Origin of the sequence: Mycobacterium sp., assembly GCF_039583785.1 — a bacterium.
In the GTDB taxonomy this organism is placed as follows: Bacteria; Actinomycetota; Actinomycetes; order Mycobacteriales; family Mycobacteriaceae; genus Mycobacterium.
The window spans coordinates 18,302-34,102 of sequence record NZ_JAVKSG010000026.1 but is presented as its reverse complement, the minus strand read 5'-3'; the positions used below and the strand labels follow the sequence as shown (position 1 = coordinate 34,102).

The window sequence follows — 15,801 nt, the reverse complement described above, 5'->3', positions numbered from 1 at the left end:
TTCTGCTGGTACGGGTTCTGCTGGTACGGGTTCTGCTGGTACGGGTTCTGCTGGTACGGGTTCTGCTGCTGATAAGGGTTCGGTGGCTGCTGCTGGCTTGCCCCACCCTGGCCCGCGGGGACCTGCACCGGGATCGGCACCGGCACGAACGGCAGGTTCAAATACGTCGTCGTCATGGCCGGCGCCGTCGAGGTGCTCGGCGGCGGGGGCGGCGGGGGCGGCGGGGTGGTGCTCGGGGTGGTGCTCGTGGCCTGCGGCGTGGTGGTCGTCGGCTGCGGCACGGTGGTCGTCGCCTGCGCCGTGGTACGTGGCGGCGGCGGTTCGTAGGTCTCGACCGGAGCCGGGGGCGGGGGCGGGGGCGGCGGCGCCTCGCTGGTCGGTGGCGGAGCGACGATCGCGGACGGCTCCGCCGTGGTCGGCGGGGGCGGCGGTGTGGTGCTCGGTGACGGCAGTCGCGAGCTCAGCGGTGGGGGCGGCGGTGCCGTGGTGCTGCTGCTGGGCAGCGTCGGCGCCCGGTTGCTACTGGTCAACGTGAAGGCAACGCCACCGATCGCGACCATCGACACCAGCGCGGCCAGCCCCACAAACAGCTGGGGCAGCCGTATTCGGCGCGGCCGCACCGGGTCGACCGCCGCAACCTTCGGTAGCTGCATCAGCTGCGACGGCGTCGCACGGTTGTCGTCGGTGTCATACGGCTCGCCGGAATACACGACGGGCTCATCGCCGGAATCGTCGGCCTGCGACCAGGCCAGCTCCGTCAGGCGTTCCGATGGGTCGTCGAAAAGTGCTTCGGCGGTGGGGATGTCGAACGTTCCGGTCGACGCCGTGAACGCGCCGGTGGGAGTACCGAGCGCGTCGGTCGGCAGGACGAATCGCCCGGTGGTGGGCAGTTCGCTGGTCGAAGTCGCGCACCTGCCGGTAGACGCGCCCACCAGCGTCGCGCTCATCGCCTTCTCACGTTCCTGATCATGCCCGGCGATGGGCTGTCGGGCCGAGAGCGTCACGGCGCCGACTGCCGTCGCGAGCGCGGGTTGATCGGCGGTGATCACCGAGGTCTCGGTGTGCGCCGAAAGAAGCCGGGCAACAGCGGGAATCTCGGCCGTACCACCGGCAATCGCGACGGCCGCAAGGCCTTTGCAACGAATCCTGTTGCGGCGCAACATGTCGTCGAATGTGGCGAACAAGCCCTCGAGCCGCCCTTCGATCAGGCCGTCGAGTTCGGCCCGACTGATCGCCAGGCGGCTGCGCTGGCCGGGCAGGTCGAGGGCCAGTTCGGTCGCCGTTTCGCTGGACAGCCGTTCCTTGGCCAGCTGGCATTCATGTCGCAGGCCGGCCACTTGCCCGACGACCGCGGCGCCGCCCAGTGCGTGCACCATCAGTGCCTGGTCCACCAGGTCGCCGGAGAAGTCTTCGTAGCGAAGCGTGTCGGCGATCGGAGTGAAGTCCGATGCGGCGTCGACAAGGGTGATGCTGGTGCCGCTTCCGCCGAAATCGAACAGCGCGACCACGCCCTTGGCGGGCAGTCGAGAATCAGAGCTCAGCGCGGTCAGTGCGGCGACGCAATCCGGCACCAGCCGCGGCGCGATACCGCCGTGCACGAAGTCGGCGTGGGTGTCGAGGGCGCCTTGCATGCTCCGCAACGCATCCGAACCCCAGTGCGCCGGAAATGCCATCGTGATATTCGAGGTCGCGGCTTCCCCACCGGCCTCGGTGATCAGTGCATCCAGAGCCTCGACCAGTAGCAAGGACGGGTCATGGATCGAGCCGTCAGCAGACTTCAGGGGCTTCGATCCACCGACTCGCTCGACGAAACCGGTCATCAGGGTGCCGGTATCGTCGATGTCCGAGTCTGCTAAATCTTCATCGGGCAGGCCTAATTCCGGCGCGCGATCTGGAAAAAGCGTCAAGACAGCGCGGCGCGACACAGGCGGGTTACCGCTGCGGACCGCGACTAAGTTTGTGGTCCCGATCGATAACCCCAGGGGGTCATACATGACTCAGATACTTTCGTTGGCAGCGTTTGGTGGCCAGCGCTAACGATAACGGCGGGCCGCGCTACGGCCATCGGGCACAACATCATCGGTATCCGGTCGATGCGGTTGCGTCACCGAAGTGAGACGGCCGACTCACTTGACAGATCGAATCGCGTCAGATCACGGTCAAGGGCAGTGATTTTCGCGGCTGAAACTCGAATGTCGCGCCTCCGCTGACTTTGGCGATCGCAACTTCGGGCAGCTCCTTTGCCGCACTGTCGGTTTCGGCCAGCTCCGCGGTCCAGTCGGTGCTTGTTCCGGTGACCCGGACTCCGATGCAAGGGTCGACGGCCGTGGCGATGGCCTGGAGCGGCTGGATCGAGTCCGGTGCGCACAGCGAAATCCAGGCAGCGTCGTCGTGCGCCGGCGATCGGTGAACGGTCAATTGGTCGCCCGTCTCGGCGTTGACGTATCCCAGCGGATTGATCAGCGGATGCAGTTCGAAAACCTTTCGTATGCCGTCGGTCCCGGCGGGCAGGCCCAACGCCTTGTGAATGCGCTCGGCGCCGAGGCCGGCGACACCGATCAGCTGACGAGTGCAGATCGAATCGGCGAGCTCGATGTCCGATCCCGCGCGGGCTCGCACCGCGATCGCGAACGACAGGTACAGCAGGTGCATCTGCAGGCAGACCTCGTCGGCCATCCGCACCAGAGCCGAATGCGAGTAGGCACCGAAATCGAAGTCGGACAGCACCGGGCCCGAATAGTCGGACAGCCCGTCGCCGGAGCGGTCGATCGCATCGAGTTCCCAATTGGCAGCGCGAGTTTCGGCCACCATGTCCAGCGCCGCAATGCCCTCGACAGGCGGGTGAGACTCGTCGATGATCACCGTCCACGCGCAGTGCGGATGCCGGTCCGACGGCACCCGGGGCGGGCGGTGCACGGGACGCACCTGCGCACGCGCATTGGTCGCGACAGCGGTGGCGTCGAACGTCGGATCCTCGATGGTGTGGCACATTCCGAAGACGTAGTCGTGACCCATCGGCTCGACGTCGAGCAGGGCGCCGCAGTGGTCGAGGTGAAATTCGCCGTGCCAGCGGTCGTGAATGGTATAGCGGAAGTCCATGAACTGGGGCGGTGCGCCGATGTCGAGCTGCAGGCCCTTGAAAATCGTTGGCACGTCGACACCTTCGTAGTTCAGCGCACGCTGCATGCGTCGGGTATAGATCGGGCTGGCCCCGGCCCACTCCTCGATCGCGATCTGCACCATCTCGTCGCGCCCGAATTCCTGGATGCACCAGGCCATGCCGGAGCGGTCGATCATCTGCCCGATCAGTAGCAGCTCGGGAAGCAGAACGGCGAGCTGCTCACGGGACAGTTGGGCGTAGCGGGATCGGCTCACCAGGTGAAAATAAAGCTGACTATGTTATAAAGTCAACAATGTCTATCGTCGCAGGCTCGAAGGCCCCCGCCAGCCCCACCCGGCGGACGAATGCGCCTCGTAAGCGCGGCGACGACACTCGCGCGAAGATCATCGAAGAAACCGTCCGCTGCATCGTGGAAGAAGGTTTTGCCGCGGCAACGGCAAAACATGTCGCCGAACGGGCGGGCGTCACCTGGGGCGTGATCCAGTACCACTTCGGCGACCGCAACGGCCTGCTGATGGCCGTCGTGGACGACGGGGTGGCCCGGCTGCTGGACAGCCTTTCGTCAGCCGACGTCGCCGAACTGCCGATGCGGGAGCGTATCGAGGTCGTCGTCAACGTCGCTTGGAGTTGCTACAGCAGCCCGACGTCGATGGCAGCTTTCGAGATCCTGCGGGCCAACCGTGGCGGTCCGTCGCGTCGGCACCTGCTGGAGTTGAACGCAGCGATCGGTCAGCTCGGCCGGCTGATCACCGACGACCCCGCCAATGATGGTGTAGCCGATGTGATTTGGGCGACGCTGCGCGGTGTGGTGTTGGCACAGATGATCGTCGGGACGCCGATCGACTGGCAACGGGAGCGGCACGCGCTGATCGAGATGGTCACCCACTATCTGAGTTGTTAGATCGGCCCAGACCGCGGCGACATGTGAACCACGCCGGAGAACGTCGCACTGGTTTCGATCTCGGCGGCGCTGACCGGCCCGCCGACATGTGCTGCAATGACGAGATGAGTTCCCAAGAACACGACGCCTGGCACGCCGACGTCGCTGCGATAGAACAGATCAAGTACCGCTATCTGCGTGGACTGGACACCAAGCACTGGGACGACTTCGCCGACACCCTCACCGAGGATGTCATCGGCGACTACGGGTCGTCGATGGGTGCCGAACACCACTTCACCAACCGTGCCGACCTCGTCGAGTACATGCGCTCGCAGTTGGGCCCGAACGTCATCACCGAACACCGCGTCACCCATCCGGAGATCGAGGTGAGCGGCGACGAGGCCACCGGAACCTGGTATCTGCAAGACCGCGTCATCGTGGCCGAATTCGACTTCATGCTGATCGGTGCCGGCTTCTATCACGACCGCTACCGCCGCACCGCGGACGGTTGGCGGATCAGCGCGACCGGATACGACCGGACCTACGACGCCACACTGTCGTTGAAAAACCTGGACTTGCACGTGACGCCGGGTAGCGCGCTGGCGATTTGATCAGAATCGTTGGGCCGCAATCAGTTACCCGGTGATAGCCATGACCGCGCCGGGGCGTAGCCACTGAATGACCTGAACCAGCTTGGCGTCGTCGATCGCGACACAACCCTCGGTCGCGCGGCCGTCGGTGGTGTGGAAAAAGAATGCCGCACCCTTGCCCGGCTGCCGGTCTGGGTTGACGCCCATCACGACCGCGTGCTTGTACTGCGGAATTTCGAGGTTTTCGCTCGCATTGGTGTCGAATGGGCACTGCGCCTTGTGGCAGACCTGCATGGTGTTGAAGGTGGGGCTGCCGTCATCGCCGTTCCACCAGTGATTCGACCCGACCTGAACGTATTTGAGACCGCCACCGGGATTGGGCGCGGTCCCGAATGCGTATGGCAGGGCGAAGACTCCCGTCGGCGTCGCGGGGTATCCGCTCTTCGCTTGGGGCGCCAGACCTGCCGATCCGATATGGGTCGGGATGCCGGCCTCGACCGGTTGCCAGCCGGCAGCGGTTCGCTGATAGATATCCATTTTCGCGTTCGAACCGCCGGTTCCGACAACGGAAATCACCTGAGTCGCATTGCCGACCGACGGAGCAAACCAAGGTGCGCCGACTGCACCCCCCTTCGGAGCGGTCGCCATGGGTACAACGGCTGCGCACACCGCAGCGCACAATAGACCCAGCAGTCGGCGCACCGCTTTATCGTCGGCGCTGGCCGATCGACCGGTCAAGTCAAGGTTTAGCGTCGATCAGGTCACCGAGCGGCCGCGACGCAGCGCTCGTCACCTGTCGGCGCTGGTGCACCGATATGTTCGTAAGCGTTGCCCGCCGGATCCCCGGCTATAGAAAGCCATAGATGTCACCGACAGAACACACCCGTCCACCCGCCAGCGACGGCCATACCAGCAGGCTTGCCTCGGCGAGCTGCGCCGGCGTGCCGCCGTTGACGGTCTGGCTCGGCTCGGCGATGTACACCTTCCCGCACGACCGCGACGTCATCGTGGGCCGTGACCGCGAATGCGACATCTGTTTCCACGACGTCGATCCCGAGGACCTGACGCTGATATCGCGGGTACACGCGATTCTGCGGTTCGACGGCCGCCACTGGGTCGTTGTCGACAAGAGCCAGAACGGGATCTTTGTCGACGATTCGCCGTTCAACATGATCACGATCCGCGACCGGCTGAGCGTCGCGCTGGGCAGCCCACATGGCCCCGAGCTGACGTTCCGGGTCGCGGTCCCGACTTCGCCGCCACCCCACAGTGACAGTGCCGAGACGGCCGTGTTCCGCCCGATGGGCCGGCCGCCGGTGCCGCCGCCCTTGCCACCCGCGGCGCCACCGACCCGAGCGCAGTCGTGGCCGACGCCGCTTCCGGCACCGCCGCAGCCGCCGAGTCGGCCGGCGCCGGCCCGTTCCCAGGGCTCGGCGACAATCGGACGCGCCAAAAACAACAGCATCGTCGTCGAGGACGCGCTGGCGTCGCGCGTACACGCCATGCTGCAGTTCACCCCGGCCGGACTGGCGATCCGCGACAACAACAGCAGCAACGGCACCTTCGTCAACGGCGCTCTGATCACCAGCGCGATGCTGCGCGACGGCGACGTGGTCACGATCGGCAACACCGACCTGCTCGCGACCGGCAACACCCTGGTTGCCCTGCCCACGGCGGCCCGCACCCGCGGCCTGACCACACAGGGGTTGGCGTTGACGATCGACGGACACCAGCTGCTGCAGGACGTGTCTTTCACCGCGAGGCCGGGGACGCTGACCGCGGTGATCGGGCCGTCCGGTGCCGGGAAGTCCACGCTGGTCAAGCTGATCGGCGGCGCGCTGCCGTGCAGCGCGGGCCTGGTCGCGTTCGACGGGCATGACGTACACGCCGAGTACGCGTCGCTGCGTTCGCGGATCGGGATTGTGCCCCAGGACGACGTCGTGCACCGTCAGCTCACCGTCCAGCAAGCCCTCAACTTTGCCGCGGAACTACGGCTACCGCCGGACACCACTGCCGACGATCGTCGCGAAGTCGTCGCGCGGGTGCTCGCTGAGCTGGAATTGACGCCGCACAAACACACGCGCGTCGACAAGCTCTCCGGCGGTCAGCGTAAACGCGCGTCGGTGGCTATGGAGTTGCTGACGGGCCCCTCACTGCTGATCCTCGACGAACCGACGTCGGGGCTCGACCCGGCGCTGGACCGTCAGGTGATGACGATGCTGCGGCAGCTCGCCGACGCGGGACGAGTGGTCATCGTCGTCACGCACTCGCTGACCTACGTCGGCATGTGCGACCAGATCGTGTTGTTGGCGCCGGGCGGCAAGACCGCATTCGTCGACCCGCCCGCGCAGGTCGGGCCGGTGCTGGGCAGCACCGACTGGGCCGACATCTTCGCCCGCGTCAGCACTGATCCCGACGGCGCGCATCGCGCATATCTGTCCCGCCATCCCGCTTCCACGCGCCGGCTGTCGGCTACCGCCGGCGCGGCACCGTTGGGACGGCCGCCGCGGACCAGTTCGTGGCGGCAGGTGTGGACGCTGGTACGCCGGCAGATCCGGCTGATCGCCTCCGACCGCGGCTACTTCGCGTTCCTGGCGATACTCCCGTTCGTTCTCGGTGTGCTGTCGCTGGCGGTACCTGGCAACACCGGCCTGGGCCCCGCCCGCGCAACCGACGAACCGGGCGACATCCTGATCCTGCTCAACATCGGCGCGGTATTTCTGGGCACCGCGCTCACCGTCCGTGACCTCGTCGGCGAACGGATGATCTATCAACGTGAGCGGGCCGTCGGCTTGTCCCCGTCGGCCTATCTGGCCGCCAAAGTCGTCGTCTACAGCAGCGCGGCGCTGGTCGGCACCGCGGTGATGGTCGCCATCATGACCATCGGCAAGGGCACCCCCGCGCATGGCGGCGCGCTGCTGGGACACGGCGTGTCGGCAGGTGTTCTGGAGCTGTACCTGGGTCTGGCGTTGACGGCGATCACCTCGGCGATGGTGGGCCTGACGCTGTCCTCATTGGCCCGCTCCACCGAGCAGGTGTTGCCGATGCTGGTGGTGACGATCATGGTGTCGATGGTGCTGGCCGGCGGCCTGATTCCGGTGACGGGACGGCTGGTTCTCGACCAGCTGTCCTGGTTCGTGCCCGCGCGGTGGGGCTTCGCGGCCTCGGCGTCGACCACCGACCTGAACAGCGTCGAGGCCGGGCTGCCCGTGGACCGGCTGTGGCGGCACACGGCAGGGGTCTGGCTGCAGGACGTCGGCATGCTGGCGGCGTTGGCCGTCATCCTGGCCGGTGTGGTCCGCTACCGACTGCGGCTGGGAAAGCGGTCGCGCTGATGCCGGTCAAGGTCGACGCTCGTTGGGATGCACGGCAATCCGGTGTCACCTACCGCGCGTGCGGGAACAACCTGTCCATACCGCCGAGGTTGCCGACAAGTCCGGCCACGGCGGGCGGCGCAGCACTGCCAGACTGCCCAGCGCCGCCGCTACCAGTCCGGTGATGACACCGATCAGCGCTATCCGATCCAAGTCGACAGCGGCAATCCACTGGGTTGTATCGCCGTGGATGACGAATACGCCGACCGGCGTTGACGAGCCGGCGCGAATTTTGGCAACAGGGATCACCGTGGCGCCATCCGCCGTCCGGTAAGGCTCGCCGTACACGTGAGAGCGGGTGCCATTGGCGGGTAACTTTTCCAGTGACTCGGGGATATTCATGGGGCCGTCCCTTCGGTGGGTTTTCGGCAAGTCTGGCCGCCCGCGGCCCGGCGCGTCTAATGGGCGTCGTTGGCCACCGCGCTTCCTACGATGGAACTGTGGACGATCACGCATTCAGCACACCGGAACGGCAGGCGATCTACCGCGTCATCGCCGAGCGCCGCGACATGCGGCGATTCGTCCCGAACAGCAAAGTTTCCGAAGAGGTCCTGGCCCGCTTGTTGCAGGCGGCCCATGCCGCGCCCAATGTCGGCCTGATGCAGCCCTGGCGATTCATCCGGATCACCGACGGCGAGTTGCGGCAGCGAATTCGCACGCTGGTCGACGAGGAACGCCAGCAGACTGCGCACGCGCTGGGTCCGCGAGCACAAGAATTTCTCGCGCTCAAGGTCGAAGGCATTCTCGATTGCGCGGAGTTGCTCGTCGTGTCGCTGTCCGACGGCAGAGACAGCTACGTGTTCGGTCGGCGCACCATGCCGCAGATGGACCTGGCATCGGTCTCCTGCGCCATCCAAAACCTCTGGCTCGCGGCACGGTCCGAGGGCCTCGGGATGGGCTGGGTGTCGCTGTTCGATCCGCCGAGGCTGGCGTCGCTGCTGTCGATGCCCGCCGACGCCGAGCCGGTCGCGATCCTGTGCCTCGGCCCGGTGCCCGATTTCCCCGACCGGCCGTCCCTGGAAGTGGACGGTTGGGCGCTGGGACGCCCACTGTCCGAATTCGTGTCGGAAAATCACTGGGGACAGCCACCGCGCCCCGCGACGTGATCACCAGCACCGTCCTGCCCAGCGCCTAGCAAATCCCGAGCCGGTGGCCCCAAGGAGGTTACGATGCCGGGGTGCAACCACCGCCGCCGGGCCCTCCTCCCCAGTGGGGGCCCTCACCCGACGATCCGGGGCCTGGTTTCGCAGGCCCGCCGAGTCCGGAAGGCTACGGCCAGCCTGGGTACGGCCCGCCGCAGTGGGGCGGGCCGTACCCGCCGGTACCCGCTCCGACGTCACAGCAGACCATCGGCTGGATCAGCCTGGCGGCTATTGGGCTGCTGGGGCTGCTCGGCGCGATCCTCACGCTGACACTCTGGATCAACCTGAACAGTTCGGTCAGCCGGGCCACAGATGTGTGCAACCGGTTCGGCGGCGAGTACGCCAACCTGTGCCGACATCAGATCGAGAAAATGGTTCCCACCATTCCGGTGGCGCTGGTCGCATGCCTCTTCCTGATCATTGCCGCGTGTCTCGCGGTCGCCGCGGGCGCTGTGATGCTCTTAGTCGCGAGGCACATGGGGCAGTTCGTGATCCTCGGTGGCGGCATCGTGATGCTCGTCTTGTCCATCGGTGTCGAGGCTCGATACGGCGCGACGAGTCGGGTCACCTACGACCTGATTACAGGTCTGGTCATCACGGTCACCGGGGGCCTGATGTTCGTCCCCGCCTTCCGGGTGTTGTTGGGATTGTCGCCGCGGCTGATGGGCGGCAGCCCGCGTCCCGGCAATTTTCCGGGTGGCGGACCGTGGCCGCCCGGACCGCCTCCGCCGCCGCAGTACGGCCCGCCCGGCCTGCCGCAGCAGTGGTGAACGGACTGGCTGGGACAGGCCCCCGCCAAGGCTCGGCAAGTCGCGGCGATCGGAGTAGCGCTGTTCGGCTAAGTTACGCAACCGGCTGTGGTTGGGCGGTGGCGGCCCAGCACAGCCGCTCGAGGAGCAGCGATTCGGGCAGCACGACGTGCCCGTCGAGACGCCGATGCGACAGCGGGTCCAGTGCCGTCAGCGCCTGCCGTTGGATGCCGGATCTGGAAATCAGTCTGGGCAGTGGACCGCTCGCGGCCGGGCTGGCGTCGGTGCGGAATGCGCAGGCGACCGCCAGGGTCTGGTCGTCGCCGCAGCCAGCGACCTCGGCGGCCGTCCAGACCTCCCGTACCGGGTACGACCAGATCGCCGCGAGCGTGTTGGGTAGCGCCGTGTCGACCTGCACGCCGTACGCGGCAACGTGATTCGAGTCGCCGTCGCTGACTCCGGTCCAGGTCTCACGGGCCGACGGCGGGAGGGGCGACGGAACATCGTCGGGATCGGCGATGGCAGCGGTCCAGCCGCTCTCGCGCAGATGGTCCGCCAGTCGCCGTGCCGCCACCTCCGCCGTTTCGTGCAGCGGGATCTGCGGCGAACGAGCTTGCAGCGCCGCGAGATTGTCCGCCGCAGAAAGGGTCACGCCGATCCAGGTCTGCCGTTCTCGGGTGCCGAGCTCTGAGGTGCTGTCGCGGCTGGTGACGCGGATGGCGTCGGCACGCAGGCCGTAGCGCTGCGCGTAGCCGGCGATCAGCGGCAGCGGCAGCGGGTCGGCAGCGCCCAGCGGCGGCGCCACCCGCAGCAGCGCGGTGGTCCGCACGTCGGTCACCGATTCCGCGGCCCGATGCGCACCCCGGTTGGGCTGCAGGATCGCAAGTCGGCGAGACAGGATCGTAGTGACGGGCAGCCCCCGCCATCGCGCCAGCAGCACGCTCACCGCAAAAATTGCGACGCCGAGCACCCAGCGCTCGCGCACCGAATGCCACGGGTAGGCGACGACTGCGGCCGTGGCGGCCAACAGCACCAACGTGATCCGTCCGGTGGGCGGCGAGGTGGATCGGTGCGCGCTCACAGTGCTGATTCCTTTCGTCGGCGTGCGGCGATCGCGGCGGCAGCCACGACGGCCAGTGCGAGAGCGGCGGTTCCGCCGAATGCGACGATCCGGGGCCACCGGCTCTTCGCCGCTGGTTCCGGCGGCGCCGCAACATGTTTCACCGGCGACCTGTCGCTGCGGGGGGCAGCGGGAAGTTCCCAGGTAAGAGCGGCCAGCGGATCCACCGCGCCCGCACCGACCACGTTCGACGGCACTCGGGCGCCGTTGTGCGCGGACGCGGTGATCCGCTGGACCACCTGGGTGGAGGTCAACTCCGGGTATTTGCTGCGCACCAATGCGGCGATGCCGGCCACGTAACCGGCGGCGTAGCTGGTGCCGGCCAGCGGCACCAGCTGCTGATGTTCGTTCGGCAGGCCGTTGGCCAGTCCGCCGTCGTCGCGGTTGCTCACCGACACGATGCTCTCGCCGGGCGCGGCGATGCCCACCCACGGCCCGGCCATCGTGAATTTCGACGGCTGGTCGCCGGGGGTCAGCGAGCCGACCGACAGCACGTACGGCTGCCACCACGACGGCACCGACACCGATGTGGCGCCAGCCCAGTTGCGGGGATCGTCGGGGCGGCTCACGTCGGTGAGCGGGTTGGAATCACACGCCGATCCGCTGGCCGCGCCGGCGGCGCCGATGTTGCCGGCCGCGGCCACGATCACCGCGTCCTTGTCGACGGCCGCATACCGGATTGCCGCCCCCAGTGCCCCCTGGTCGACGTTGCGGTCGGCGGGCACACAGGTGATCCCCGAAACGGTGATCACCCGGGCGCCGAGGTCGGCGGCGTGCACGATCGCCCGGCCGAGCGCGGTCACGTCGACGACCGCCTTCGCCAAGGCGGGATCGCCGCCCGCACCGCGGGCCGCGAACTTCGACGAGGTCACCCGCAACGACACCAGCCGGGCGCCCGGTGCGATCCCGGCAAAGCCGTCGTCGCCGGGCTGGCCGGCGATCAGACCGGCCACCGCGGTCCCGCGCCCGTCGCAGTCGATGAGCCCGTCGGTCGATCCGATGTAGTCACCGCCCGGCTGCACACCGGGCAGCCGGGGCCCCGGCCGCACTCCGGTGTCCAGAACGGCGACCAGCTGCCCGTCCCCGCGGGAAAACCGCCACGCCGCAGACGGATCCAGGCTCTGCTGGCTCGGGGGTACTGCTTTGAAGTCGGTGCCGGAGATGACCCCGGTGACGCTGCACTCGCCACTCTTCTGCATCGGCGCCACCGGACCGGGCGCACCGGGAGGCGGTGCTGCACCGGGGTCGACATGAGGGCGGTCGACCGCCAGCGCGGGCGGGCAGGCCCACAGCGCGGCAACCAACGCCGCTGCCAGACAACCGAATCGCCGAGTGCGAGCAGAAGTCATCGATTGAGCACCCATTCGAACAGTCCGACCAGGTAGGCGATCGCCGGGATCAGCGACGCGTCGATTCCCGACGCGACGTACCCGACCAGCCGGCGTAGCGGCAGCGAGTAGGTCTCCGGCGAGGCGATGGTCGGGCTCAGGGCGACCACGACCCACGCCAGCACCAGGACCGCGAGCACCGCCGCGATCACTAGGGCAGTCAGGTATTCCGCGGTCGCGGTATAGAGCACCACCAATCCGACGGCCGCCAGGAACGGCTGTGCCAACAGCCACGCCTTGCAGGCGGCCGAATCCCAGACCCGGGCTCGCAGCGCAGCGGCAGCCGCGGTCGCGGTGATCACGTACCAACCCCAGGGCGACAACGCCTCTGGCCGCCACGCGATGGCCAGCGACCCGGTCACACTGAGCAACACGGTGCCGGCGATGAAACCGGTCTGGTGCGCGTCACTGATCCGGACCCGCCGCGGCAGGTCCGCGAGGACCCGCGACGACGGCGCCGACGGGGTCGGGTCACCAGGAGCCGGAATGACTGGCAGCGGGAAACGGGCCCACAGCGCGGACAGTTGCGGAGCCTCGATGGTCACCAGCAACGCCACCACAATGAGGCCGGCACCTAGCGTCACCAGCTGCAGCTGCCACAGCGAGCTCGCACCCGCGGCCAGCAGGGCGCCCACACCCAGCACTGTCGTTGCGGTGAAAAAGCCGATGAAGCCGCGGTTTTCGCGATTGGGCAGAATCAGGCAGATCACCGACCAGGCGGCCACCCCGGCCGCTGCCAGCGTCACCTGCGGGGTGCCGAAGTGACCCGGCACCGCCAATGCCAAGGCCGCGGCGATCGGCACCAAGGCCGCCGCGGACAAGGCCGCTGCGGCCCGCGGCGAGCGCGTGACCAGGCCGACCACCACCGTCAGCAGCGCGATGGCACCGACGGCGATCGGCCCGGCCGGCAACCCGGTGGCCGCCCGATAGACAACCCCCAGACCGGTTGCGGTCCAGATCAATCCGACCAGTGCTGCGATCGCACCACGCTGGATGTGCGCGGCGCCCCACGGCCTCAGCCGCGATGTCGAGAAGATGACAGCCGCGTCCGCGATGTCTTCGACGATGCCCGGCGCGGCAGGTCCGACCGGCGCCGGCCGCAGCGCCAGCAGATCGCCGTCGACGACGCCGACCGTTCCCAGAGTCGCGTCCAAGCTGAACGGCGCACCGCCGATCGGGGCAAGGCTGAGCCGCGTGGGAGTGGCCGGTTCGTCATCCGCAACGGCCGGGACGACCAAACGCTGGACAGCCGGCAGGATTTCGCGCAGCGGCAGGTCCGCGGGCAGAGCAATCTCGGTCAGGCGACGGTCCGCAAGGATGGCGACCCGCACGATGGGTATGACAGTGCTGGACATCACCGACTCCTCAGGATTCTGCGCAACATTGCTTCTCTTTCTCTTCGTGAATGACGACTGCTCAGGTGTTGGGTCAGACGGTTTGCGGGTCGCAGCTGCTGAAGTCTCGGGAGAGCCGGTTGCTCTCGAACCAATGGCCGTCCGGTAGTTGGCCGGTGAGTTGTTCGACGGCAACGGCGACGGCGAACGGGGTACCCGGACTGAAGGTGGAGATCCATTCGCCGTCGAAGGCGCGCGACGGGCTGACCAGGACCCTGCCCGCGGTGGTGTCGACGATGCTGATGCCCACTTCGGTGCTGGCGTGCTGGCCATCGCGGCGACAACCCGCGACGATCTCGACGTAGCTGCGTGGCCCGGTGAACACCGACTCGACCACAGGCCGCGCCGACTGCGGGATTCCCAGGTAGTCAAGGACTTCAGTGAGCGACGCACCATTACGCAGCCGCTCGTCGGCCCGCGCCCCGACCTGGGCGGGCAGGCTGAATTCGCCGAATCGCGCCGGCGGGCGCTGCGCCAGCCCGACACCGAGAATCGGCGCCAGCGCGCGGGCGTCGTGAATCTCCATCGCGGTGAAGGTGACCAGCTGCGCGTTGCGCAGTGCCACCACAGTTTTGCTGCCGCGCCGGGCGATGATCCCGCGCAGCAGATCGTCCCCCCCGGAAGCGGCGGCGGATCCGACATAGCGCAGGTCCAGCCACCGCTGCGGAAAGCACACCACCCGAATCCAGTCGGCTACCGCGGCATTGATGGCGCCATCGGCCGACACCATGCCCATGCGGGCCAGTTCGGCGGTCTGGGCTGCGAGGAACGCACCCCGTTCGGCGGCATCAGTGTACGGCGTGGTGATCGCAAGAACCCACGGGAACGTTCCCGCTCCAATGGTTTCCGCGATGCACCACGCCTGATCGACGGTCAGCTCGACGGCGTTGGGCTGGTTGGTCATCGACGTCGCGGGACTAGCCGCCCCACTTGGCGCCTTCGGCCGAGTCGCGGGCCAGCATCGAGGTGGTGTTGTTCTCGTGCGTGCTCGCCATCGCCCGATACGACAGCACCAACTGCTCCAGCGCCTGATTCCACTGCGCCTGCCATGCCTGATAACTGAGCCCGGTGTCACCCTGCCACGCCGACTGCAACGCAGCCTGCTCGGCGGAGATATCGGCGCCCAGACTTTGCAGCGTACCGGCATAACCGGCCATGTCCGCCGAATGCGCGAGCATCGCCGGGTAGTTGTACATGATCTGGGACATCACAAACCCTTTCGACTAGGTAGGTAGCGGCTCAAAAGCCCGGGTAGCTGCTCGCCGCAGCAGTGTCCGCGGCCACATACGTGCCCGCCGCATCACCGATGTTGGCCTGAGCGATATCCAGCAGCGAATTCACCTTCGCCGCTGCCGCCACAAACCGGGTATGCGCGGCCTGAAACGCCGCTGCCGAATCACCGGCATGAAACGCCTGCGCCGACAACGCTTCCTGCTCGGCCTGACTAATCGTCGAGCGCATCAAACCCGCCTTGGCGCCAAACGCCGACTCCGACGCCACCAACTGCGGAATGTGAGCATCCAACAAACTCATCCTCGAAATCCTTTCTTAACGTGATAAACCATTGCCACACAGAGACATTCAGCTACGCTCCCCCTCCCCTTCCGATGCCGCCGGACTCCATGCGCCCGGCACCATCGGCATGCCCGGGCCCGCAGCGCTACTGAGGAGCACTGAATGCACCTCAGGCGGCGAAGCCATCCACACCGGCGCGGTCATCGTCTACAGGCCGGCGCCGTATGTCGCGGCCGCAGCGGCGTCGCCCGCCGCATAACTCACACCGGACGCACCGACGCCGACACCGGCGCGGCCGAGTTCCTCGACACCTTCGGCCGCCACCGCCGCATGCTCGGATCCCTGAGCGCTGAACCCGGCTGCGGTCTGCAGCGACACCGGGTCGGCCGCGCACGGAACCACCGCCGTGATGGCCGGTGCGGCGCTTGCATGCGCGGCCGCCAGTCGGGCCGTGATCGCCTCGACGGCGGCGCTGGCCGACGCCAAACCTTCTGGGACAACTCGCAGTGTCATGACCCCTCCTCTTAC

The 15,801-nt window shown here is 67.5% G+C and carries 16 protein-coding genes; 5 read left to right on the top strand and 11 right to left on the bottom strand.

Translation table 11 applies throughout. The annotated features are described in order from the left end of the window. Both ABDV69_RS10600 and ABDV69_RS10595 read right to left on the bottom strand, forming a co-directional pair. A partial coding sequence (locus tag ABDV69_RS10600; protein WP_343573965.1) for an Hsp70 family protein occupies positions 1 to 1,820 on the bottom strand: 1,820 nt, incomplete at its 3' end. Between the two features lie 328 nt (positions 1,821 to 2,148). Beyond that, positions 2,149 to 3,375, bottom strand: a complete 1,227-nt coding sequence (locus ABDV69_RS10595; protein WP_343573963.1) for a hypothetical protein — start codon at positions 3,373 to 3,375, stop codon at positions 2,149 to 2,151. 38 nt (positions 3,376 to 3,413) lie between these two features. Here ABDV69_RS10595 and ABDV69_RS10590 point away from each other — a divergent pair, with 38 nt between their 5' ends. Together ABDV69_RS10590 and ABDV69_RS10585 are read left to right on the top strand one after the other, a co-directional pair. Then, positions 3,414 to 4,022: a TetR/AcrR family transcriptional regulator gene (locus tag ABDV69_RS10590; RefSeq protein ID WP_343573961.1), complete on the top strand. Its 609-nt coding sequence runs from the start codon at positions 3,414 to 3,416 to the stop codon at positions 4,020 to 4,022. Between the two features lie 86 nt (positions 4,023 to 4,108). Beyond that, positions 4,109 to 4,612 carry a nuclear transport factor 2 family protein gene (locus ABDV69_RS10585; RefSeq protein WP_343573996.1) on the top strand — a complete coding sequence of 168 codons (504 nt, stop codon included), beginning with the start codon at positions 4,109 to 4,111 and terminating at the stop codon, positions 4,610 to 4,612. Between the two features lie 24 nt (positions 4,613 to 4,636). Here the strand turns inward: ABDV69_RS10585 and ABDV69_RS10580 are convergent, their stop codons facing one another. Further along, positions 4,637 to 5,293 carry a L,D-transpeptidase gene (locus tag ABDV69_RS10580; protein WP_343573994.1) on the bottom strand — a complete coding sequence of 219 codons (657 nt, stop codon included), beginning with the start codon at positions 5,291 to 5,293 and terminating at the stop codon, positions 4,637 to 4,639. Between the two features lie 161 nt (positions 5,294 to 5,454). Here ABDV69_RS10580 and ABDV69_RS10575 point away from each other — a divergent pair, with 161 nt between their 5' ends. Next, positions 5,455 to 7,926: an ATP-binding cassette domain-containing protein gene (locus tag ABDV69_RS10575; protein WP_343573959.1), complete on the top strand. Its 2,472-nt coding sequence runs from the start codon at positions 5,455 to 5,457 to the stop codon at positions 7,924 to 7,926. A gap of 45 nt (positions 7,927 to 7,971) precedes the next feature. Here the strand turns inward: ABDV69_RS10575 and ABDV69_RS10570 are convergent, their stop codons facing one another. Then, a complete protein-coding gene (locus tag ABDV69_RS10570; protein WP_343573957.1) occupies positions 7,972 to 8,307 on the bottom strand; it encodes a hypothetical protein in 336 nt (111 codons plus the stop codon). 98 nt (positions 8,308 to 8,405) lie between these two features. On the opposite strand from ABDV69_RS10570, the gene bluB reads away from it, so the two are divergent. After that, positions 8,406 to 9,071: a 5,6-dimethylbenzimidazole synthase gene (gene bluB, locus ABDV69_RS10565; RefSeq protein ID WP_343573956.1), complete on the top strand. Its 666-nt coding sequence runs from the start codon at positions 8,406 to 8,408 to the stop codon at positions 9,069 to 9,071. 71 nt (positions 9,072 to 9,142) lie between these two features. Continuing rightward, positions 9,143 to 9,877 (top strand): hypothetical protein, encoded by a 735-nt coding sequence (locus ABDV69_RS10560; protein ID WP_343573954.1) that lies wholly within the window; start codon positions 9,143 to 9,145, stop codon positions 9,875 to 9,877. A gap of 73 nt (positions 9,878 to 9,950) precedes the next feature. Here ABDV69_RS10560 and eccE read toward each other — a convergent pair whose 3' ends face one another. The 7 genes from eccE to ABDV69_RS10525 form a co-directional block, all read right to left on the bottom strand. Then, complete coding sequence (gene eccE / locus ABDV69_RS10555; protein WP_343573952.1) at positions 9,951 to 10,937, bottom strand: type VII secretion protein EccE; 987 nt, start codon at positions 10,935 to 10,937, stop codon at positions 9,951 to 9,953. After that, entirely contained in the window at positions 10,934 to 12,325 is a 1,392-nt protein-coding gene (mycP, locus tag ABDV69_RS10550; RefSeq protein WP_343573950.1) for a type VII secretion-associated serine protease mycosin, read from the bottom strand. Before mycP ends, eccE begins: the two co-directional genes overlap by 4 nt. Beyond that, positions 12,322 to 13,719 (bottom strand): type VII secretion integral membrane protein EccD, encoded by a 1,398-nt coding sequence (gene eccD / locus ABDV69_RS10545; protein WP_343573948.1) that lies wholly within the window; start codon positions 13,717 to 13,719, stop codon positions 12,322 to 12,324. The genes mycP and eccD overlap by 4 nt, the downstream gene beginning before the upstream one ends. A 73-nt stretch (positions 13,720 to 13,792) precedes the next feature. Then, a complete protein-coding gene (locus ABDV69_RS10540; protein ID WP_343573946.1) occupies positions 13,793 to 14,662 on the bottom strand; it encodes an ESX secretion-associated protein EspG in 870 nt (289 codons plus the stop codon). A 13-nt stretch (positions 14,663 to 14,675) separates the two neighbouring features. Next, positions 14,676 to 14,966: a WXG100 family type VII secretion target gene (locus ABDV69_RS10535; protein WP_343573944.1), complete on the bottom strand. Its 291-nt coding sequence runs from the start codon at positions 14,964 to 14,966 to the stop codon at positions 14,676 to 14,678. 31 nt (positions 14,967 to 14,997) lie between these two features. Continuing rightward, positions 14,998 to 15,291: a WXG100 family type VII secretion target gene (locus tag ABDV69_RS10530; protein WP_343573942.1), complete on the bottom strand. Its 294-nt coding sequence runs from the start codon at positions 15,289 to 15,291 to the stop codon at positions 14,998 to 15,000. A 189-nt stretch (positions 15,292 to 15,480) separates the two neighbouring features. Then, positions 15,481 to 15,786, bottom strand: coding sequence for a PE family protein (locus ABDV69_RS10525; protein WP_343573939.1), 306 nt, complete (start codon positions 15,784 to 15,786; stop codon positions 15,481 to 15,483). Positions 15,787 to 15,801 lie beyond the last annotated feature (15 nt).